This window comes from Bacillus sp. LQ01, from assembly GCF_057624735.1.
On the sequence record NZ_JBYEZL010000002.1, the window covers coordinates 858,363 to 879,299 of the forward strand.

At 35.7% G+C, this 20,937-nt stretch carries 21 protein-coding genes; 17 read left to right on the forward strand and 4 right to left on the reverse strand.

Annotation, left to right across the window (positions count from 1 at the left end; translation table 11 throughout):
- Positions 1-91 precede the first annotated feature (91 nt).
- Positions 92-1,420, forward strand: coding sequence for a PhoH family protein (locus AC22L0_RS16990; RefSeq protein ID WP_000358083.1), 1,329 nt, complete (start codon positions 92-94; stop codon positions 1,418-1,420).
- 31 nt (positions 1,421-1,451) lie between these two features.
- Here the strand turns inward: AC22L0_RS16990 and AC22L0_RS16995 are convergent, their stop codons facing one another.
- Positions 1,452-1,949, reverse strand: a complete 498-nt coding sequence (locus tag AC22L0_RS16995) for a molybdopterin-binding protein (protein WP_001289809.1) — start codon at positions 1,947-1,949, stop codon at positions 1,452-1,454.
- A 155-nt stretch (positions 1,950-2,104) separates the two neighbouring features.
- Here AC22L0_RS16995 and AC22L0_RS17000 point away from each other — a divergent pair, with 155 nt between their 5' ends.
- The 3 genes from AC22L0_RS17000 (at position 2,105) to pyc (ending at position 7,475) form a co-directional block, all read left to right on the forward strand.
- Positions 2,105-2,392: an Fpa/YlaN family protein gene (locus AC22L0_RS17000; protein ID WP_000135694.1), complete on the forward strand. Its 288-nt coding sequence runs from the start codon at positions 2,105-2,107 to the stop codon at positions 2,390-2,392.
- A gap of 125 nt (positions 2,393-2,517) precedes the next feature.
- On the forward strand, positions 2,518-3,696 hold the full coding sequence (locus AC22L0_RS17005) for an FtsW/RodA/SpoVE family cell cycle protein (protein WP_000758413.1): 1,179 nt from the start codon (positions 2,518-2,520) through the stop codon (positions 3,694-3,696).
- Positions 3,697-4,028: 332 nt separating this feature from the next.
- The gene (pyc, locus tag AC22L0_RS17010) at positions 4,029-7,475 is read left to right on the forward strand and encodes a pyruvate carboxylase (protein ID WP_000164087.1); all 3,447 of its coding nucleotides are present in this window, start codon (positions 4,029-4,031) and stop codon (positions 7,473-7,475) included.
- Between the two features lie 84 nt (positions 7,476-7,559).
- Here the strand turns inward: pyc and ctaA are convergent, their stop codons facing one another.
- On the reverse strand, positions 7,560-8,495 hold the full coding sequence (gene ctaA, locus AC22L0_RS17015; protein ID WP_001188747.1) for a heme A synthase: 936 nt from the start codon (positions 8,493-8,495) through the stop codon (positions 7,560-7,562).
- A 497-nt stretch (positions 8,496-8,992) separates the two neighbouring features.
- Between ctaA and ctaB the strand changes: the two genes are divergently transcribed.
- The 7 genes from ctaB to AC22L0_RS17050 all read left to right on the forward strand — a co-directional run bounded on the left by ctaB (position 8,993) and on the right by AC22L0_RS17050 (position 16,126).
- The gene (gene ctaB, locus AC22L0_RS17020; protein WP_001015056.1) at positions 8,993-9,916 is read left to right on the forward strand and encodes a protoheme IX farnesyltransferase; all 924 of its coding nucleotides are present in this window, start codon (positions 8,993-8,995) and stop codon (positions 9,914-9,916) included.
- A gap of 93 nt (positions 9,917-10,009) precedes the next feature.
- Positions 10,010-11,059 (forward strand): cytochrome c oxidase subunit II, encoded by a 1,050-nt coding sequence (gene coxB / locus AC22L0_RS17025; protein WP_487272362.1) that lies wholly within the window; start codon positions 10,010-10,012, stop codon positions 11,057-11,059.
- Positions 11,060-11,119: 60 nt separating this feature from the next.
- Complete coding sequence (gene ctaD / locus AC22L0_RS17030; RefSeq protein WP_153578907.1) at positions 11,120-12,955, forward strand: cytochrome c oxidase subunit I; 1,836 nt, start codon at positions 11,120-11,122, stop codon at positions 12,953-12,955.
- Positions 12,955-13,578 carry a cytochrome c oxidase subunit III gene (ctaE, locus tag AC22L0_RS17035; RefSeq protein ID WP_000557861.1) on the forward strand — a complete coding sequence of 208 codons (624 nt, stop codon included), beginning with the start codon at positions 12,955-12,957 and terminating at the stop codon, positions 13,576-13,578. Before ctaD ends, ctaE begins: the two co-directional genes overlap by 1 nt.
- Before the next feature lie 3 nt (positions 13,579-13,581).
- The gene (gene ctaF, locus AC22L0_RS17040) at positions 13,582-13,914 is read left to right on the forward strand and encodes a cytochrome c oxidase subunit IVB (RefSeq protein WP_000985706.1); all 333 of its coding nucleotides are present in this window, start codon (positions 13,582-13,584) and stop codon (positions 13,912-13,914) included.
- Positions 13,915-13,994: 80 nt separating this feature from the next.
- Positions 13,995-14,900: a cytochrome c oxidase assembly factor CtaG gene (gene ctaG / locus AC22L0_RS17045; protein WP_000069022.1), complete on the forward strand. Its 906-nt coding sequence runs from the start codon at positions 13,995-13,997 to the stop codon at positions 14,898-14,900.
- Between the two features lie 227 nt (positions 14,901-15,127).
- On the forward strand, positions 15,128-16,126 hold the full coding sequence (locus tag AC22L0_RS17050; RefSeq protein ID WP_000535813.1) for a formamidase: 999 nt from the start codon (positions 15,128-15,130) through the stop codon (positions 16,124-16,126).
- 46 nt (positions 16,127-16,172) lie between these two features.
- Here AC22L0_RS17050 and AC22L0_RS17055 read toward each other — a convergent pair whose 3' ends face one another.
- On the reverse strand, positions 16,173-16,538 hold the full coding sequence (locus AC22L0_RS17055) for a YugN family protein (RefSeq protein ID WP_001160947.1): 366 nt from the start codon (positions 16,536-16,538) through the stop codon (positions 16,173-16,175).
- Positions 16,539-16,742: 204 nt separating this feature from the next.
- On the opposite strand from AC22L0_RS17055, the gene AC22L0_RS17060 reads away from it, so the two are divergent.
- The 6 genes from AC22L0_RS17060 to AC22L0_RS17085 all read left to right on the forward strand — a co-directional run bounded on the left by AC22L0_RS17060 (position 16,743) and on the right by AC22L0_RS17085 (position 20,267).
- Complete coding sequence (locus AC22L0_RS17060) at positions 16,743-17,777, forward strand: CAP domain-containing protein (protein ID WP_000735378.1); 1,035 nt, start codon at positions 16,743-16,745, stop codon at positions 17,775-17,777.
- A 186-nt stretch (positions 17,778-17,963) separates the two neighbouring features.
- A complete protein-coding gene (locus AC22L0_RS17065) occupies positions 17,964-18,401 on the forward strand; it encodes a YlbD family protein (RefSeq protein WP_001143346.1) in 438 nt (145 codons plus the stop codon).
- Positions 18,402-18,412: 11 nt separating this feature from the next.
- On the forward strand, positions 18,413-18,658 hold the full coding sequence (locus AC22L0_RS17070) for a YlbE-like family protein (protein ID WP_001200990.1): 246 nt from the start codon (positions 18,413-18,415) through the stop codon (positions 18,656-18,658).
- 76 nt (positions 18,659-18,734) lie between these two features.
- Complete coding sequence (locus AC22L0_RS17075; protein WP_000134947.1) at positions 18,735-19,307, forward strand: histidine phosphatase family protein; 573 nt, start codon at positions 18,735-18,737, stop codon at positions 19,305-19,307.
- A gap of 114 nt (positions 19,308-19,421) precedes the next feature.
- The gene (locus tag AC22L0_RS17080) at positions 19,422-19,874 is read left to right on the forward strand and encodes a YlbF/YmcA family competence regulator (protein WP_000634366.1); all 453 of its coding nucleotides are present in this window, start codon (positions 19,422-19,424) and stop codon (positions 19,872-19,874) included.
- Positions 19,875-20,000: 126 nt separating this feature from the next.
- Positions 20,001-20,267: a YlbG family protein gene (locus AC22L0_RS17085; RefSeq protein WP_002082261.1), complete on the forward strand. Its 267-nt coding sequence runs from the start codon at positions 20,001-20,003 to the stop codon at positions 20,265-20,267.
- A 60-nt stretch (positions 20,268-20,327) separates the two neighbouring features.
- On the opposite strand, the gene AC22L0_RS17090 is transcribed toward AC22L0_RS17085, so the two are convergent.
- Positions 20,328-20,717 (reverse strand): DUF7147 family protein, encoded by a 390-nt coding sequence (locus tag AC22L0_RS17090; RefSeq protein WP_000616017.1) that lies wholly within the window; start codon positions 20,715-20,717, stop codon positions 20,328-20,330.
- Positions 20,718-20,937 lie beyond the last annotated feature (220 nt).

Consider the following 20,937-nt stretch of genomic DNA (forward strand, 5'->3'; position numbering starts at 1 on the left):
CGTTACATATAATTATAACAATGGTTCGTCCATATTGTATGGATGAAACCCTTGTTCTACAAATTTAAAAGTGGAGTCAGGGGGTAACAGGTTGGATAAAATTTATGTGTTAGATACGAATGTACTTTTGCAGGATCCTTTATCTATTTTTTCATTTGAAACCAATGAAGTAGTGATTCCAGCAGTTGTATTAGAAGAGGTTGATTCGAAAAAACGTTATATGGATGAAGTAGGACGAAACGCTCGTTATGTATCTAAGTTAATAGATAAATTTCGTGAAATAGGAAAGCTGCATGAAAGTATCCCGCTAGAAAACGGCGGAACATTTCGTATTGAATTGAACCATCGTTCATTTGTTCAACTACAAGATATTTTTGTAGAAAAAACAAATGATAATCGAATTTTAGCTGTAGCAAAAAATCTATCTTTAGAAGAACAGGAAAAAGAGGACGGGAAGTCTGTTATTTTGGTAAGTAAAGATGTACTCGTAAGGGTAAAAGCTGATGCAATTGGTTTGAAGGCTGAAGATTATTTAAGTGATCGCGTAATTGAAGTAGAAAATATATATTCTGGCTTTTTAGAAGGATATATATCAAAAGAACAATTGGATTATTTTTATGAGAAAGGTGAATTGCCTCTATCTGAAATTGCGAATCATCCTTTTTACCCAAATCAGTTTGTAGTGATGAAAGATGCATTAGGGGGCTCTAGTTCTGCTCTTGGCATTGTGGATCACTTAGGTAAGAAGGTAAAGAAACTTATTTTTCACAATGAACAAGTATGGGGGATACGACCACGAAACGTGCAGCAAATTATGGGATTAGAATTGTTGCTTCGTGAAGATATTCCGCTTGTAACGTTAACGGGGAAAGCCGGCACAGGAAAAACGTTACTTGCGTTAGCTTCGGGACTTATGCAAACAGAAGACTTAGGGTTATATAAAAAATTACTTGTGGCAAGACCAATTGTTCCAGTCGGAAAAGATATCGGTTATTTACCAGGAGAAAAAGAAGAAAAGTTAAGACCATGGATGCAGCCAATTTTTGATAACCTAGAGTATTTATTTAATACGAAAAAGCCAGGAGAGTTAGATGCTATTTTAGCTGGAATGGGTTCGATTGAAGTAGAAGCCCTTACTTATATACGCGGGAGAAGTATTCCAGATCAGTTCATTATCATTGACGAAGCACAAAATTTAACAAAGCATGAAGTGAAAACGATATTAACTAGGGTAGGGGAAAAGAGTAAGATTGTATTGATGGGAGATCCTCAGCAAATCGATCACCCATATTTAGATGAATATAATAATGGCTTAACATATGTTGTAGAGAAGTTTAAAGAACAGCGTATTAGTGGTCATGTGAAGTTTGTTAAAGGTGAGCGATCTAATTTAGCTCAACTAGCAGCAGATTTATTGTAAAAAGGAGTGAGCTTAAGCTCACTCCTTTTCTTTAAATAATTGTAAATTTACGGATGTTACGGATTGGATTTTGTTGATTAGATCCATCATTGAAATAGAGATGAACAGGTCCGTCTTCTTTTAATGGTTTTCCTTCTTTTGAAAAGCCTAGTATAGCATTTTTGACAGTTTCTAATGGAAGTGTCATTGTATGATCTACCGTTTCAATTTCAACTTGCGTAGCGTCCTCTAAAATTTCAGCGTTAGCAAGAAATGGATGAAATGGTATACCAAATGTTCCAGTAATCAGCTGTTCTTTTTTATATTTCTTCACACTTTGTTGTATTGGAGGAAAAGCGGCACCATCACGGATTTCGCGATCCCAATGTTCTGAAGTGTTTTTTAAATAAGTTTCTAGTTCAGACGTGTTTTCTCTAGTTTCATCAAAGTAAGTTGTCAAATCTACTTTTCGATCATCAAAGATCCAAACAGTTGGATCAATAGTGATTGGAAAACGTACTTTTCCGTTAATAAATAAAATTTCGCTCATTGTTGTTCCCCCATTTGTGTTATACTCCCACTTTTCAGTATAATAGTATTAGACACTGTTGTCACAAAAAATGTTTCTATTGCAATTTATTAAAACTATCGCTAATATTAATAGATAGGATAGAGGAGAGTAGGACGGAAACGGAGGGAATCAATTTGGCGTCTGAGACAGTAGCAAATCATCAGGAAAAGGCACTAGCCCTTCTACAAGCGGATGCAGAGAAGATTTTAAGACTTATTAAGGTGCAAATGGACCATCTTACAATGCCGCAATGTCCATTATATGAAGAAGTGTTAGACACACAAATGTTTGGACTATCCCGCGAGGTCGATTTTGCGGTTCGCCTTGGTCTTATTGCAGAAGAACAAGGGAAAGCAATGTTAGGTGAGCTCGAACGTGAGTTATCTGCACTTCATGAAGCATTTACAAACAAACAACAATAACGGGTTCAAATAAGGGGGCTCAAACTAAATTAGTTTGAGCTTTTTATTTGTATAATAAAGCAGGAAGAATCAATGTACATATGGAATACAACAATAATTAAATTGAAACAGAAAGAGGAAATGAAATGAAAAAAGTATGGAAATCAATGGATTATTCATTATTACTTCCTCTTGTTATCTTATGTGTGCTGGGAGTAATAATGGTATATAGTTCTAGTTCCATTGTTGCGATTTCGAGGCATAACTGGCCGGCAAATTACTTTTTTAAAAAACAATTAATAACTTTAGCTATTGGAACGGTATTGTTAGTAATTGTAGCTTCGTTACCTTATAAGTTTTGGAGAAAACGAATAATTTTATCGGCGATGGGGCTAGGGAGTATTGCTTTACTAGCAGCAGCCTTGATTTTTGGTAAGGAAATAAATGGTGCAAAAGGTTGGATATTAGGTATACAGCCCGCTGAATTTGTTAAATTATCGATTATTATTATATTAGCTCGCTTTTTTGCAAGGAGACAAGAAACAAATACACCTGTTTTTAAAGGGTCGGGACTTACACTTGGTTTTGTTGGAATGGCAATGTTTTTAATTTTAAAGCAAAATGATTTAGGTACCGATTTGTTAATTGCAGGAACAGTAGGGATTATGTTTCTTTGTTCAGGAGTAAGGATTAATTTATGGATTAAACGAATTGTTTTAACTTCTATAGTATGGATTCCAGCTCTATATTTTTTGGCTAATTATAAATTAAGTGGATATCAAAAGGCACGTTTTTCAGTTTTTCTTGATCCATTCAATGATCCTCAGAATGATGGATTCCAATTAGTAAATTCTTTTATTGGAATTGCTTCAGGAGGGCTAAATGGTCGAGGATTAGGAAATAGTGTGCAAAAATATGGTTATTTACCAGAACCTCAAACAGATTTTATAATGGCAATTATATCTGAAGAATTAGGTTTTATTGGTGTAGCTATTATTTTAATTTGCTTGCTACTTATTATTATTCGTTCATTCAGGATTGCTCAAAAATGTAACGATCCTTTTGGAAGTTTAATTGCAATCGGAATTGCAAGTTTAATAGGAGTACAAACTTTTGTTAATGTTGGTGGTATGTCTGGATTAATACCGCTTACTGGAGTGCCTTTACCGTTTATTAGTTATGGTGGAAGTTCCTTAATAGCTAATCTACTTGCAATGGGAATACTACTTAATATTGCTAGTCACGTGAAACGACAAGAGAAACAACAGAATGGTGTAATGAAAGAAAGAGAACAAAATGGACCACATCTTGTAGTTGTAAAATAAAAACACATTGTGCTTTAGAGCATGATGTGTTTTTTATTTTTAAGTAGTTTTAAATATGATGTACTAATTTCTCTTTCAGTTAAAAGATATATCACATTAAGTTAAATGTGATATACAATTAAGTTGTTAGAAAAGGAAGAGGTATGCTATACTATTTTTGTGAAACAAATTGCACAGAAAACTTATCATTTGTTAGAAAATAAGGTATGATGGATAAAAATAAAGTGAAGCTTTCTAAGTATAATATAATGTGGAAAGTGAAGAACTTCACGCTTTTTAAGGTGTGTATATATTTTATCTCTAGAGTGGTAGGAAAGTAGAGGGGGAAAATCATGACAAAGCTGCAACGTATTCAAAAAGTATTGGTAGCTAACCGTGGAGAGATTGCAATTCGTGTGTTTCGAGCTTGTTCGGAACTTGGATTAAAAACAGTTGCAATCTATTCTAAAGAGGATAGTGGTTCTTATCATCGCTATAAAGCCGATGAGTCCTATTTAGTTGGGGAAGGAAAAAAACCAATTGATGCTTATCTAGATATTGAAGGCATTATTGAGATTGCAAAAAGTAATCATGTAGATGCAATCCACCCTGGATATGGTTTCTTATCAGAAAATATTCAATTCGCTAAACGTTGTGAAGAAGAAGGAATTATCTTTATCGGTCCGAAAAGTAAGCATTTAGATATGTTTGGAGATAAAGTGAAAGCAAGAACACAAGCGCAGCTAGCACAAATTCCAGTTATACCTGGTAGTGATGGTCCAGTAAATTCATTAGAAGAAGTCGAAAAATTTGCTGAAAAGTATGATTACCCGATTATTATTAAAGCATCCCTTGGGGGTGGCGGTCGTGGTATGCGTATTGTGCGTACTAGTGAGGAATTAGGAGAATCATATAATCGAGCGAAATCAGAAGCGAAAGCAGCTTTTGGTAATGATGAAGTTTACGTCGAAAAATTCGTTGAAAAACCTAAACATATAGAAGTACAAATTTTAGCAGATGAAGAAGGCAATGTTGTTCATTTATACGAGCGTGACTGTTCTGTACAACGTCGTCATCAAAAAGTTGTAGAAATTGCACCGAGTGTATCACTTTCAGATGATCTGCGTCAGCGTATTTGTGATGCTGCTGTGAAGTTAACGAAAAATGTAAACTATTTAAATGCAGGAACAGTAGAATTCCTTGTAAAAGATGATGAGTTTTACTTTATTGAAGTAAATCCACGTGTTCAAGTAGAACATACGATTACAGAAATGATTACGGGAGTAGATATTGTTCAATCACAAATTTTAATAGCGGATGGACATTCATTACATAGCAAAATGGTAGGTGTTCCGAAGCAAGAGGAAGTAGTTGTACATGGATTTGCAATTCAATCTCGTGTAACAACTGAAGATCCGCTAAATAATTTTATGCCGGATACAGGAAAAATTATGGCGTATCGATCAGGTGGTGGTTTTGGTGTGCGTCTTGATACAGGGAATAGCTTCCAAGGTGCAGTTATTACACCGTACTACGATTCTTTACTTGTAAAAGTTACAACTTGGGCACTTACTTTTGAGCAAGCTGCTGCAAAAATGGAACGTAACTTAAAAGAATTCCGTATTCGTGGTATTAAAACAAATATTCCATTCCTAGAGAATGTAGTAAAGCATAAAAACTTCTTATCAGGAGAATATGATACTTCATTTATCGATGCGTCACCTGAATTGTTCTTGTTCCCGAAACGTAAAGACCGTGGAACGAAAATGTTAAATTACATTGGTACAGTAACAGTAAATGGTTTCCCAGGAGTAGGGAAAAAAGAAAAACCAATATTCCCAGATGCTCGTATTCCATGTTTAAAACATTCAGAGCCAATCCAAAATGGAACGAAACAAATTTTGGACGAGCGTGGAGCGGACGGATTAGTAAAATGGGTACAGGATCAAAAACGTGTACTTTTAACGGATACAACATTCCGTGATGCACACCAGTCATTACTTGCAACTCGTATTCGTACAAAAGATTTACATCAAATTGCGGAGCCAACAGCGAGAATGTTACCGAACCTATTCTCAGCGGAAATGTGGGGCGGTGCAACGTTTGATGTTGCGTATCGTTTCTTAAAAGAAGATCCATGGGAACGATTACTAGATCTTCGTGAAAAAATGCCGAACGTGTTATTCCAAATGTTACTTCGTTCTTCAAACGCAGTTGGATACAAAAACTATCCAGATAATTTAATTCAAAAATTTGTGGAATGTTCTGCTCAAGCAGGCATTGATGTATTCCGTATTTTTGATAGTTTAAACTGGGTGGAAGGCATGAGAGTTGCAATTGACGCTGTACGAGACACTGGTAAAATTGCAGAAGCAACAATGTGCTACACAGGGGATATTCATGATCCACTGCGTAGTAAATATGATTTAAATTATTATAAAAATTTAGCAAAAGAGTTAGAAGCATCAGGAGCTCACATTTTAGGTATTAAAGATATGGCGGGCTTACTAAAACCAAATGCAGCATATGATTTAGTTTCTGCATTAAAAGAGACAGTGTCGATTCCAATTCATCTGCACACGCACGATACGAGTGGAAATGGTATATTAACGTATACGAAGGCAATTGAAGCAGGTGTTGATATCGTCGATGTAGCAGTGAGTTCTATGGCTGGTCAAACGTCACAACCAAGTGCGAACACGCTATACTATGCGTTAGGCGGAAACGAAAGACAACCAGATGTTAATATAGATTCTTTAGAAAAACTATCTCACTATTGGGAAGATGTACGCAAATACTATGCACCGTTTGAAAGTGGTATGAATGCCCCTCATACAGAGGTATATATGCATGAAATGCCGGGTGGGCAGTATAGTAATCTTCAGCAACAAGCGAAGGCGGTTGGTTTAGGAGATCGCTTCGATGAAGTGAAAGTAATGTACCGCCGTGTGAATGACATGTTTGGAGATATTGTAAAAGTAACACCATCATCAAAAGTTGTTGGTGATATGGCATTATTTATGGTTCAAAACCATCTGACAGAACAAGATGTTTTAGAGCGTGGACATGCGATGGACTTCCCAGGGTCTGTTGTTGAAATGTTCTCTGGTGATTTAGGTCAACCGTACGGTGGTTTCCCGAAAGAATTACAAAAGATTATTTTAAAAGGGAAAGAGCCATTAACAGTAAGACCAGGTGAATTACTAGAGCCAGTAGATTTCGAAGCGTTAAAAGAAGAATTATTCCATAAACTTGGACGCGAAGTAACGATTTTTGATGTAGTAGCATATGCTTTATATCCAAAAGTATTTATGGATTATGAAAAAGTTGCTGAGCTTTATGGAAATGTATCTGTACTTGATACACCGACGTTCTTCTATGGTATGAGACTAGGTGAAGAAATTGATGTAGAAATTGAACAGGGTAAAACATTGATGGTTAAACTAGTATCAATTGGAGAACCTCAGCCGGATGGAAACCGTGTTCTTTACTTGGAATTTAACGGTCAACCACGTGAAATTATCGTGAAAGACGAGAGTGTAAAAGCAACAGTTGCACAACGTGTGAAAGGAAACCGTGAGAATCCAAATCATATTAGTGCAACGATGCCAGGAACGGTAATTAAAGTAGTTGTAAAAGAAGGCGACGAAGTGAAAAAAGGCGATTCTATGGCAATTACAGAAGCGATGAAAATGGAAACGACAGTTCAAGCGCCGTTCAATGGTAAAGTGAAGAAAGTATATGTTAACGATGGTGATGCGATTCAAACGGGTGATTTACTTATTGAATTAGATCACTAAAATAAGAAAAGAGCTGTGTAAATACAGCTCTTTTTTTATTGCAAAAAATCCCTTGCCGAATTGGCAAGGGATTTTAGTTTTAAATTATTTTGTTTGTTTAGAAGTTGATTCGGCTTCTTTGGCATTCACTTTACTTCTTGTTCCTAGCATAACTAAATAGCATAGTACGGCAAACAAGCAAGAAATGAATAGAGAATGTAACAATGCCATTGCTAAACTAGCGTTTGTAAATACAACTAAAACTCCTACTACAGCTTGAAGTGTAACAAGGATAAATGAAATAATCCATCCCCAATATACTACAGATTGCTGCTTGTAATGGCGAATAGCGAGAATCATCGCGTATAGTATCCAAGCGAAAATTAACATCGCTGCAACTCTATGGCCCATTTGAACCCATTCATGTAGTTGAGTTGGCATAGGTCTGTTTTTGCTACATAAAGGAAAGTCTGGACAGGCTAAGCTAGCTCGTTCGTGACGTACTAAAGCACCTGTGTAGACGACGATATAACTGTAAATTGTTACACCATAAATATGAAATTTCATTTTTTTGTCCATAATAAGTGAACGTGCATCAAATTTTTGGTCAATTTCAAAGATAAGACACGTTAATAAAATGACAGAAGCAAATGAAATTAAGGAAATACCGAAATGGATAGCAAGTACAGCTGGCATTTGTCCCCAAACAACTGCTGCTGCTCCCATTAATGCTTGTGCAACTAAAAATACGAAGGATAAAATTGCTAACGTTTTTGTTTCACGCACATGTTTATAATATTTCCAGGACAAAATACAAAGTAGAGTGACAAGAATTCCAGCTGATCCTGATGTTAATCGGTGGCTAAGTTCAATAATAGTTTCCATTGATAAATTAGATGGAACAAATTCACCGTTACAAAGTGGCCATGATTTACCACAACCTTGACCAGAACCTGTTTTTGTAACTAAAGCGCCTCCTAATAAAACTATTAATAAATCAAGGCTTGTAATGACTGCTAACCATTTAATAAAGCGTTGCAATCTCTTTCACCATCTTTCTGCTATGAAGTTATTGCGAAATATTTTCATTCCATTATGTATAGAATAAAACGCGCTAGTTCCTATGATATATAAAAAATAATAAAATAGCAAAGAAATGGAGGGGGAAGGAAAGGGAGAGAAAATAGGTGTAAAAACAGGGTTCGCAAGGAAAATTTTGGGTGAAAAATAGGCTATTTTGAAAAGAAATGGGGAGAATACGTGTTAAATAGGACAAAATAGTTTATTATAGAAGGTAACATCATGTTATGATAAGGACAAGTCAGAATGAAGTTTTTTATATTCGACACAAAAAGTTCATGTTTTCTTCACAAAATGTTCGGGAAATATGATTTAATATATTGGAGTATGGGCGTAGATTAGTAGTAGAATGGGTTAACAATGTTTCTACTGTAATAATATTGCTATATAGAAGCGAATTATTTCATTTGAAATAGGCGCAAAAAGAAAGATGAAAGTTTTAAGAGGGGGTTAGAGTGATGAACCATGCAACAAGTGAGCTGCATGATGAGTCCGCTGTTACAAGTGTACCGGAAACAACTCGGTTACAAGATTTAAAAGCACTCGTTAAAATGGGGATTGTAAACTCAAATACACTTACTGTATTTACAGGATTTTGGTTGGCATTACACTTTAATGGATTAAGTGTAATGGATAATCTGGATAAGTTATTCTTTACAATCGTTGGTTCAGGATTAATTATGGCAGGGGTATGTTGTTTAAACAACTACATTGATCGAGACATCGATCCATTAATGGAAAGAACAAAGACCCGTCCAACGGTTACTGGAAAGTATAAACCAGGATTTGCACTTACATTTGGACTAGTCATATTACTTCTTGGTTTTGTATTTTTATTATTAACAACACCAATGGCAGTCTTAATGGGATTTATTGGTGCTTTCACATATGTTGTTCTATATAGTTTATGGACAAAGAGAAAGTATACACTAAATACTGTTGTAGGTAGTATATCTGGTGCAGTTCCTCCTTTAATTGGATGGGCAGCAATCGATCCATCTTTAGGCCATCCAATTGCTTGGATGTTATTTTTAATTATGTTTATTTGGCAAATCCCACATTTCCTTGCATTAGCAATGAAACGTGTTGATGAATATCGAAATGCAGGAATTCCAATGCTTCCTGTAGTTCATGGATTTGAAATTACGAAACGCCAAATTATGATTTGGACAGTATGTTTATTACCACTACCATTTTATATGAGTGGACTAGGGATAACATTTATGGTAATTGCAACACTGCTTAACATCGGATGGATCGTTTTAGGATTTTATGGCTTCCGTAAGAAAGATGACATCAAATGGTCCGTGCAAATGTTTGTTTATTCCCTAAATTATTTAACAATCTTATTTGTATCAATGATTGTAGTTACATTCTTCTAAGACAACGACATAATTGGATTTCTTTACGTTGAGATTTACTTTACTTAACTATAAAGTACAATCTAATTCACAAGGAAAGTGGGGGTTGTTTGTATGAAGAAACAGTGGCGACTGCTTTCGTTCGTTTCACTGCTGGCTTTACTGTTAGGGGGATGCGGTAAAGCCTTTCAATCTACTTTAATTCCGCAAGGAGAAGTAGCAAAAATGCAATATGATTTACTTCTACTGGCGAGTGCAATCATGGTAGGAGTAGTACTAGTAGTTACTATTATTTTCTTATATGTAATTGTGCGTTTCCGACAAAAGAAAGGTCAGGAAGATTATATTCCAGAGCAAGTTGAAGGGAATCACAAGCTAGAAATTATATGGACAGTTATTCCGATTATTCTTTTACTAATCTTAGCTGTTCCAACAGTTACATATACATTCAAACTTGCTGATGTAAGTGCGATGGAGAAAAAGAATATTGATAAAGATACTATCGTTGTTGATGTAACAGCGAATCTTTATTGGTGGGAATTTTCTTATAAATCAGAAAAGATAGTAACTTCGCAAGATTTGGTCATCCCCACAGGTAAGAAAGTGTATTTAAATTTGAAGGGTGCCGATATTAAACACTCATTTTGGGTTCCATCTTTAGCAGGGAAAATGGATACAAATACAGACAATGTGAACAAAATGTGGTTAAAGGCAGATAAATCGGGCACTTATAATGGTTTTTGTACAGAATTTTGCGGCCCATCACATTCTTTAATGCAATTTAAAGTGAAAGTTTTAGATGAAAGCGAGTACAAAAAATGGCTTGCTGATATGAAGAAGATTGATGGGAAGAAAGAAGTAGCTTCAACAAAGGCGCAAGAGGGCCAAGAGATATTTAATAAAAGCTGTATTGGTTGTCACGCAGTTGGATCTAATGATAGTAGACCACCTTCCGCTCGTATCGCACCAAACTTAGCAAACTTTGCGGATCGCGATATGGTTGCCGGTATTGCCGAAAACAATGAAGAAAACTTAAAAAAATGGCTGAAAGATCCTGAAAATATGAAGCCAGGAAACAAAATGACTGGCAAATATGGCAACTTAACGGATGATCAAATTGATGCATTAAATGCATACTTACAAACGTTAAAAGTTGAAAAGTAAAGAGGGACTATTCGCGAAGGGGAGGTTGAAAACGTGAGTTCTGTAGCAAAAAAACAGGGGATGGGTGCTGTCATATGGGATTATTTAACGACAGTAGACCATAAAAAGATTGCCATTCTCTATTTAATTGCAGGTGGATTGTTTTTTGTAATAGGCGGAATAGAAGCTCTATTTATTCGCCTTCAATTAGCGATTCCTAACAACGCTTTTCTTGTTGGGGATGCTTATAATCAAGTATTAACGATGCACGGTACAACAATGATTTTCCTCGCAGCTATGCCACTCGTGTTTGCATTTATGAACGCCGCTGTACCACTTCAAATTGGTGCACGTGATGTAGCGTTCCCGTTTTTGAATTCACTCGGATTTTGGTTATTTTTCTTTGGTGGAGTATTTTTAAATTTAAGTTGGTTTTTAGGTGGAGCACCTGATGCAGGATGGACATCTTATGCATCTTTAGCTTTAGCCTCTAAAGGTCATGGTGTTGATTTCTATGTACTCGGCTTGCAAATCTCAGGTATTGGTACACTAATTGGAGGAATTAACTTCCTTGTAACCATTATTAATATGCGCGCTCCAGGAATGACGTATATGCGTATGCCGATGTTTACATGGACAACATTTGTAACATCTTCGCTTATATTATTCGCTTTTCCGCCGTTAACTGTAGGATTAGGACTTTTAATGTTAGATCGTTTATTTGGAACAAGTTTCTTTAATCCGGCATTGGGCGGGAATACAATTATATGGGAGCATTTATTCTGGATTTTCGGTCATCCAGAAGTATACATTCTTATACTCCCAGCTTTCGGAATATTCTCAGAAATCTTCGCAACATTTTCGAAAAAACGATTGTTTGGTTATTCATCGATGGTGTTTGCGACTGTATTAATTGGATTTTTAGGATTTATGGTATGGGCGCACCATATGTTTACTGTTGGACTTGGTCCAGTTGCTAATGCTATTTTCTCAGTTGCAACAATGGCGATTGCGGTTCCGACTGGTATCAAAATATTCAACTGGCTCTTTACAATGTGGGGCGGAAGTATTCGTTTTACGACACCAATGATGTGGGCAGTAGCTTTCATTCCATCATTCGTAATGGGTGGAGTTACAGGGGTTATGCTAGCATCTGCACCAGCTGATTATCAATTTCATGATAACTATTTCGTAGTAGCACATTTTCATTATGTAATCGTTGGCGGTGTTGTATTTGGTTTACTTGCAGGAGCTCATTATTATTGGCCACTGATGTTTAATAAAGTATTAAATGAAACATTAGGAAAGATAACGTTTTGGCTATTCTTTATCGGCTTCCATTTAACTTTCTTTATTCAGCATTTCCTTGGCTTGATTGGTATGCCACGCCGTTACTACACATATCTTGAAGGGCAAGGGTTGGAAATGGGGAATATGATTAGTTCCATCGGAGCGGTGTTTATGGCTCTTGGAACGATTGTTCTTCTATTCAATGTAATTAAAACGACAGTATCAAAAGAAAAAGCTGGTCGTGATCCGTGGGATGCACGTACATTAGAATGGACAATGCCAGCACCGACACCAGAATATAACTTTAAACAATTACCATTTGTTCGCGGATTAGATCCGTTTTGGATTGAAAAACGTGAAGGTAATAAAGAAATGACAGCAGCGGAACCAGTTGGTGATATTCATATGCCAAATCCTTCGTTTTCACCATTTGTCATTTCTTTCGGATTGTTTATAGCGGCATTTGGTGCGATGTATATGCAGGGCGGAAAAGATAAGTTCTGGTTATTAGTAGCAATTATTGGTTTAATCATTACATTTGGCACAATGTTCCTACGTTCAGTAATTGATGATCATGGGTATCATATTCATAAAGAAGATTTAGAGGATAAGGGGGGCAAGGCATAATGCATGTAGATGAAAAATTAACGAATGAAACATTTCCAGCAGAGCCTGAAAAAGCAACCCTTGAAGGGAAAAATAAGTTTGTCGGTTTTTGGTTATTTCTTGGAGGCGAAACAGTGTTGTTCGCTTCCTTATTCGGAACATATTTAGCGTTAAAGAATTCTACAAATGGTGGACCAACATCTCAAGAGATGTTCCAAATGCCACTCGTTTTCATTATGACGATGCTTTTATTAACGAGTAGCTTAACGAGTGTATATGCGATGTATCACATGAAAAACTTTAACTTTAAGAAAATGCAGCTTTGGTTACTAGTAACAGTATTGCTAGGTTTAGGGTTTTTAGGATTTGAGATATATGAGTTTTATCATTATACACATGAATTTAAGCATACTATGAGAAGTAGTGCCTTTGGCTCTGCGTTTTATGCTCTTGTTGGTACACATGGACTCCACGTATTGTTTGGGTTATGTTGGATTTTAACATTAATCTTTAGAAATGCGAAGAGAGGTCTAAATTTATACAATGCACCGAAGTTTTATGTTGCATCGATTTATTGGCACTTTATTGACGTAGTTTGGGTGTTTATTTTCACTGTAGTATATTTAATGGGAATGGTGGGATAAACAATGGCGATAAAGCAAACGAATAATCCTAAAGTTGATCTTGTTTATCGGAAGAGAAAAAGTGCGGAGGAAATGAGGCATCAAGTTATTACGTTTGCATTAATGATTTTTTTAACATTAGTTGCATTTGTAGCAGTGGCGTATCCAAAAACTTTTAGTCCGATTTTCTCTGTACCGTTTATTTTACTATTAGCAGTGGTACAAGTAATTTTTCAATTGTATTATTTTATGCATATGAGTCATAAAGGACATGAAGCAGCAAGTTTCTTTCTTTACTCTGGTCTGCTAATAGGGTTAATTACAATTTTAGCTTTTATGACAATCGTGTGGATTTGAAAAGTGAAAAATAAGGGAGCTTGTGTTGTCACAGCTCCCTCTTCATATTATGAGATAACCTTACGAAGGCAGGTGTGAAAATGAGTAACTTGTGGATATTTGGTTTTCAGGCTTTATGGAGTCCAATCTTTTTATTATTTATGCTTTCGATTCTTATTGGGTACTTCTTAATTATTGGACCATATAGAATGCGATTTGAAAATGCGACGAAGGTAAGTAAGAAGCAAATTTTTTATTTTACGACTGGTATTGTTCTTTTGTATTTTGTAAAGGGAGGGCCTATTGATTTAATTGGCCATATTATATTTAGTGCTCATATGTTTGAAATGGCAGTCATGTATATTGCAGTTCCACCGTTACTGTTGCTTGGTATACCAATTTGGTTATATCGTTACATTACTTCTTTTAAGTTCGTTCAAATTATATTAAAGGCATTTGCTAAACCACTTATTGCGTTGTTTGTATTTAACGGCCTGTTTTCTTTTTATCATTTACCAGTTGTTTTTGATACAGTAAAACAAAGTCAAATAGCTCATCCTATTTGTCTCGCTATATTGTTTTTTACAGCAATCATGATGTGGTGGCCGATGTTAAATCCATTACCAGAATATCAAACGTTAAGTGATATAAAGAAACTTGGTTATATGTTTGCTAACGGCATATTATTAACGCCTGCATGTGCGTTAATCATTTTTGCGACAGCCCCGTTATTTGCAACGTATACGGATCCGGCTGCTTGGATGAAAGCGATGGAACTATGTGTACCAGCGGGCACTTTATCAGATTTAAATATAACGGGACCAGAATTTTTGCACTGGATGCCAGTCGTACAAGATCAGCAAACTGGTGGTATCATAATGAAAATTGTCCAGGAAATAGTGTACGGTACAATTATAGGTTATGTATTCTTTAGATGGGCACGTAGAGAACGTGAAAAGGATAAGGAGCAGTTGCAACAATTGCCGCCGTATTTACAGATTAAGTAAAAAAGTGTATGTGATTCCATGCGCTTTTTCTTTTTTAGTTACCTTAAAAAGATTGAATTTTCTAACTTTTTATGTTAAGTTAGTGTAGGCGTGTACTAAAAGTGGAGATAAAATTTACTACTAGCTTTCATGCGTAATAATTCCATATGTAGTGCAAGTTTTTTAGAGAGTTACAAATATATATTGTTATCTTTAATAAACACGAACTATTTTAAGGGGGAGTTTAAATGGGTAGTAGTGGAAGTATGGTAAAGCCGATTAGTGGTTTTTTGACAGCACTAATTCAATATCCAGTACCAGTAGTAGAATCGCGTACAGACATTGATAAACAAATTCAACAAATCATAAAAACAATTCATTCGACCAAATCAGGTTACCCTGGTTTAGAATTGATAGTATTTCCTGAATATAGTACACAAGGGCTCAATACAAAAAAATGGACTACAGAAGAATTTTTATGCACAGTGCCTGGGCCAGAAACAGACTTATTTGCTGAGGCATGTAAAGAATCTAAAGTATATGGTGTTTTTTCAATAATGGAGAAAAATCCTGATGGTGGAGAGCCGTATAATACAGCAGTTATTATTGATCCACAAGGTGAAATGATTTTGAAGTATCGTAAGCTAAATCCTTGGGTGCCAGTCGAGCCTTGGAAAGCTGGAGATTTAGGCTTACCTGTTTGTGATGGACCTGGAGGAAGTAAATTAGCTGTTTGTATTTGTCATGATGGCATGTTCCCTGAAGTAGCTCGTGAAGCGGCCTATAAAGGTGCAAATGTCTTAATTCGTATTTCTGGATATAGTACACAAGTTAGTGAACAATGGATGCTAACGAATCGTTCAAATGCATGGCAAAATTTAATGTATACATTGTCGGTAAACTTAGCGGGTTATGATGGTGTATTTTATTACTTTGGTGAAGGACAAGTATGTAATTTTGATGGGACTACTTTAGTACAGGGTCATCGAAATCCTTGGGAGATTGTTACTGCTGAAGTATATCCAGAACTAGCAGATCAGGCTAGATTAGGATGGGGATTGGAAAATAATATATATAATCTAGGTTCAAGAGGATATGTAGCAACTCCTGGTGGGGTGAAAGAAAATCCATATACGTTTGTAAAAGATTTAGCTGAAGGTAAATATAAGGTCCCTTGGGAAGATGAGATTAAAGTAAAAGATGGATCTATTTATGGATATCCAGTAAAAAAAACGATTCATTCTTAGGGAAGGGAAATGAAACAAGCGCATCATATTGATGCGCTTGTTTTTGTTAATCAATAATTTGAAATTCTTTTAACTCTTTTTCGACATTTTGTAGGAGTTGTTCGCTTTTTTGAAGTACATTCGTTGGGAAAGTCTCATCATCACCATATTCAACGCCGTGAGGATAATAATGTTTTCCTAATAAGGGGGGGAGTAGTTTTACTTCAGCGTGTCTACTGCCAATGTCACCTTCAACAGCAACTCCTTGCACTCGTAAATAATAAACATCCTTTAATATTTCAAATTTATAATCGTATGTAACTCGTTCATAATCCCACTGTCCGGCAAGTACGAAGTGGTTGTTTTCCATGATTTCAGTTAAAAGAGTTAATTCAACGACGGCTCCATTAAATTTCGTATTTGTAAATTGCATATAATACCTCCTTTTTTAATGTTACACCATTATTTTTATAATAGTATGAATAATAAGAAAGTGCAATTCATATTGAGAGAAAAGGGATAATCCAGACTTTTTTCACAAAAATATGATATAGTGAAAAGAGTACGGTACACACAAAAAGAAAGAAAAGGATTTGTGTATATCTCAATTTTATGTTTTGTTCAGGAGGTATATCGTTTGAAGAAATTATTGCGTATCGTAATGATTACATTTTTAATTTTAGCTGTTGATTTATACGGGAAATTACTCGTTTCACAATATATATTAACCCCATCTCAATCAAAGCAAGAAAATAAAATTGTGAAAAAGAAAAAGCAAATTAAGGAAGACTCCTCAGACACTGTTTTAAATATGATTGGTGAAGACTCTGAAAACCTATTAGCGAAGTGGGGAGAACCCTCTCGAATAGAGCCATCTGCATACGGATATGAATGGTGGGTATACAACCAGGATTTAACTCAGTATGTTCAATTTGGAGTTTCTGAACGTAAAGTTGTAACGGCATACGCAGCTGGTGAACAAGTTAAGGTTCCACCTTATTATATAAATGAAAAATATGAAGAAGTATATAAAAAAAGTCCGCTTTCGCATGAAATTTCATTAAAAAGAGGGAAAAATAGTTATCAATTTGAGCTATCTGATACCGAAGTCATGGAACAACCGTTAATACCTGTAGAAGATGGATGGGCGCAATTGTATTTTGATCAATTTACACATGAGCTTGTTGGTGTTCGTTATATGGATGATGAAACTTTATTACGCCAAAGACCGTATCAGCTCGTTTATTCAGGTGAATTAATAGCAGAACAACCATTGACTCCAGAAAAAATAAAACAAGTAGAAAATGGGAATATGCAACAAATTTTTGATTTAACAAATATCATTCGAAGTCGTCATAAATTACCATTATTAACATGGGATCAGGAAACAGCAGATGTTGCTGTTGGTCACAGTAAAGATATGAAAGACAATAATTATTTTTCTCATGACTCACCTACATTAGGTACACTAGGAGATCGTTTGCAGCGCGGGAAAGTAGGATTTCAACTTGCTGGTGAGAACATAGCGGCGCAACATAGTGACGGAATTGCGGCAGTGCAAGGTTGGTTAAATAGTGAGGGGCATAGAAAGAATTTATTAAATGAACAATTTACAGGATTAGGTGTTGGTGTATACGATAAATTTTATACACAAAACTTTATTCGAAAATAAAGCGAAACTGTAAGCGGTGGGGTGTTACATCACCTAATTAGTTACTTCGTATTCACTGAATTGTAGGTGGGAATCTGACCGTATGCAAATAGCAGAAAAAAAGGTGCATGAATCGTCTAAAAATAGGCGAACCATGCGCCTTTTTTTTCTTACTATATAGTAGATATACATGGAGAGGTGAGGATTATGCCAACAACAAAAGGACCGTTACATCCATCGGTTCAACAGTTTAAAGAATTTGTAAACCATCACCCTAAAATGGTTCATGAGGTTAGAAGTGGTCATAAAACATGGCAACAATTTTATGAAGAATGGTACTTACTTGGTGAAGAAGATCCAATATGGGCAACTTATAGACCGGATGGAGCGCCTGCTTTTTCTTCGGTAAAAGAAAATAAAAAAGAAAAAGATAATCGAACTGAAGAGGAAAAAACTGCTGATGTGATGGGGCAAATGCTTTCTTTTTTTAAAAAGTTGGACGTGGAACAAATGCAGAACCATTTAGCCAATGTGACGAGTGCAATTGGGAGCGTGCAACAAGTTATTCAGCAATTTCAAGGTAACCGTACGCAGCAAGAGCAAAGTACTTCAGAAAATAACCCGTTTTTCTTTCAAAAGGATTAGGGGGAAAGATGATGAGAGCAGAAATTATGGAGTTTATAAAGGCTGATGAGGATTTATCTCGTTATATTAGAGAGCAACCGTACTGGTATAGAAAATTAACACGAAATCCTGAAGAAAAAGAGGCTTTTGAGTTAGCGGCGATGCAACATTTCAAAAAAACGATACCAGATAAAGTGGAAAAGTTTCAAAATCAATTGGCCGTTGCTTCGATCATGATTGATATGTTTCAGTATATGAAGCAACAAAACGCAACCTAATTGGAAGTGAAAAATATGTCCGTCATGCAGAACTTTTGTTACAATAGAAGTTGATTATTTAAAAAGGAGTTGCAGCATGACGGAAATTTGTTTAGTACGACATGGACAAACTGATTGGAATTTTCAAGAAATTATTCAGGGGCGAGAAGATATTCCGCTTAATGAAGTTGGTAAGAAGCAAGCGAGTCAAAGTGCAGCTGCTTTACAAGAAGAAACGTGGGATATCATTATAAGTAGCCCGTTAATTAGAGCGCAAGAAACGGCTAATGAAATCGCAACGGCAGTTGGATTACAATCGATTTTATTAGATGAGCGATTTGTTGAACGGAATTTTGGAGAAGCTTCAGGGAAGCCGGTTGCGGCTGTTAGAGAGTTGATTGCTGAGGGTAAAGTAGAAGGTATGGAGCGAGATGAAGAGATTGTAGCTCGTTGCTTTGCTGCTTTAGAAGATGTTGCGACAACTCATTTTGGCAAACGTATTATTATTGTTGCTCACTCACACGCGATAAAAGCGATTTTACATGCCATTGAACCAGATGAAATTACATTTAAGACACCATTAAAAAATGCGTGTATTAGTTATGTGAAACAAAATAGTGGAAAATGGGATGTTCTTAAATATAATATAGCGGAACATATTAATGTATAAGTGTGTACGGATATAGTGTAAAAATAGTTACGTTATATCTTTCTTTTGAGTAAGTCACTTCAATTAGTAGTTCTAATCTAAATGTGGTATGATGGATACTCGGAGGTGTCTCTCATGATTGTAGCGACGCTAGAAAGCGTATTAATATTAGATAAGGCAGAGCAGCTTGCAAAAGCGATTATCTGTTCAGATATAGCAGAAGATTATCGTAAGTATTATAGAGAATTACATGAAGATATGGAACTTCAGACGCTAATTCAGCAATTTACAGCGATGAAAGAACGGTATGAGGAAGTACAGCGTTTTGGAAAATACCATCCTGACTATACTACCGTGTCGATGAAAATGAGAGAATTAAAGCGTTCTGTGGACTTACATGATAAGGTTGCAGCTTTTAAAAGAGCAGAAACTGCTTTGCAGAAGTTATTAGACGAAGTTAGTGTAGCAATCGGTTCGGAAGTGTCTTCTTCCATTAAAGTGCCAACAGGAAATCCATTCTTTGATGCTGGTGGCTGTGGTGGAGGTTGTGGTACTGGCGGAGGTTGTGGTTGTAAAAAAACGGGGTGATGTACCCCGTTTTTTAGAAGTTGGAAGAAAACGTATACAGAGTTTGTCCTGTAATGTTATAAATTTCTGATTGGTTTTCATAGAATATAAAATATATGTTTTTAAAAGGAGAAGATGGAGAAGATTATGTTCGGGCAACGACAAAGTATGATTGTTTATTTACATTCATTGAAACATGCCAAGATTTTAAGGAAATATGGTAACATACATTACATATCAAAACGATTAAAATATGCTGTAGTATATTGTGATATGGAACAAATTGAGCATATGATGCATAAGTTGAACAAACTTCCTTTTGTGAAAAAGATAGAACAGTCGTATCGCCCGTATTTAAAAACGGAATTTGAAAATTCCCGTCCTGATCGAGCAAAAGAATACGATTATAGCTAATAGAAAAAATCCCCTGCTAAATTTAAATTTAGCGGGGGATTTTTCACTTGAAATAACGTGTTATTTCATCGGAGGAATGAAATTGTTCATTCGTAAAATACCAATTAAATGATTAAAAAATAGTTCTTTTTCTGGGAAAGTTGTAGATGGTTTTACAGTAAAGGTAGCCACTTTTTTCCCGAGTTGTTCTGCCGTTTCTTCAAATAAAATGACACGTTTACTTTTTTTATTTTCAAATACAGGAATGCCTTCACGACATATGTATAATGGTTGGAAATCACCAGTAGTAGTTGGTTTTAATATTACAACAAGCGAACACACTTTTTTATCGTTTTTTATCGTTTCAAATTGTAACATATGTGCTATACGTTCTTGATTTGTTTTGGCAATTTCAAGTAATTCATATAAATCAGAGTAGCCTTCTCCAAGTTCTATAAAGCGTTGAATCATATCTTTTCCTCCTCTTTCTTTTACTGTACCATTTCACTTTTTAAATGAAAAGCACACAAAGAAAAAAAACCCTGCATAGCAGGGCCCTTCTTATACTAGCATGTACTAGTAAGAAGGCAAAGGGAGAGGAGAAACCGGAGGAAGAACTTATGGGGAAACGTAAGTCTTCTCCGCGGTTGGCAACAACATCGAAGGTGATGTTGTTATAATTATTTATGTC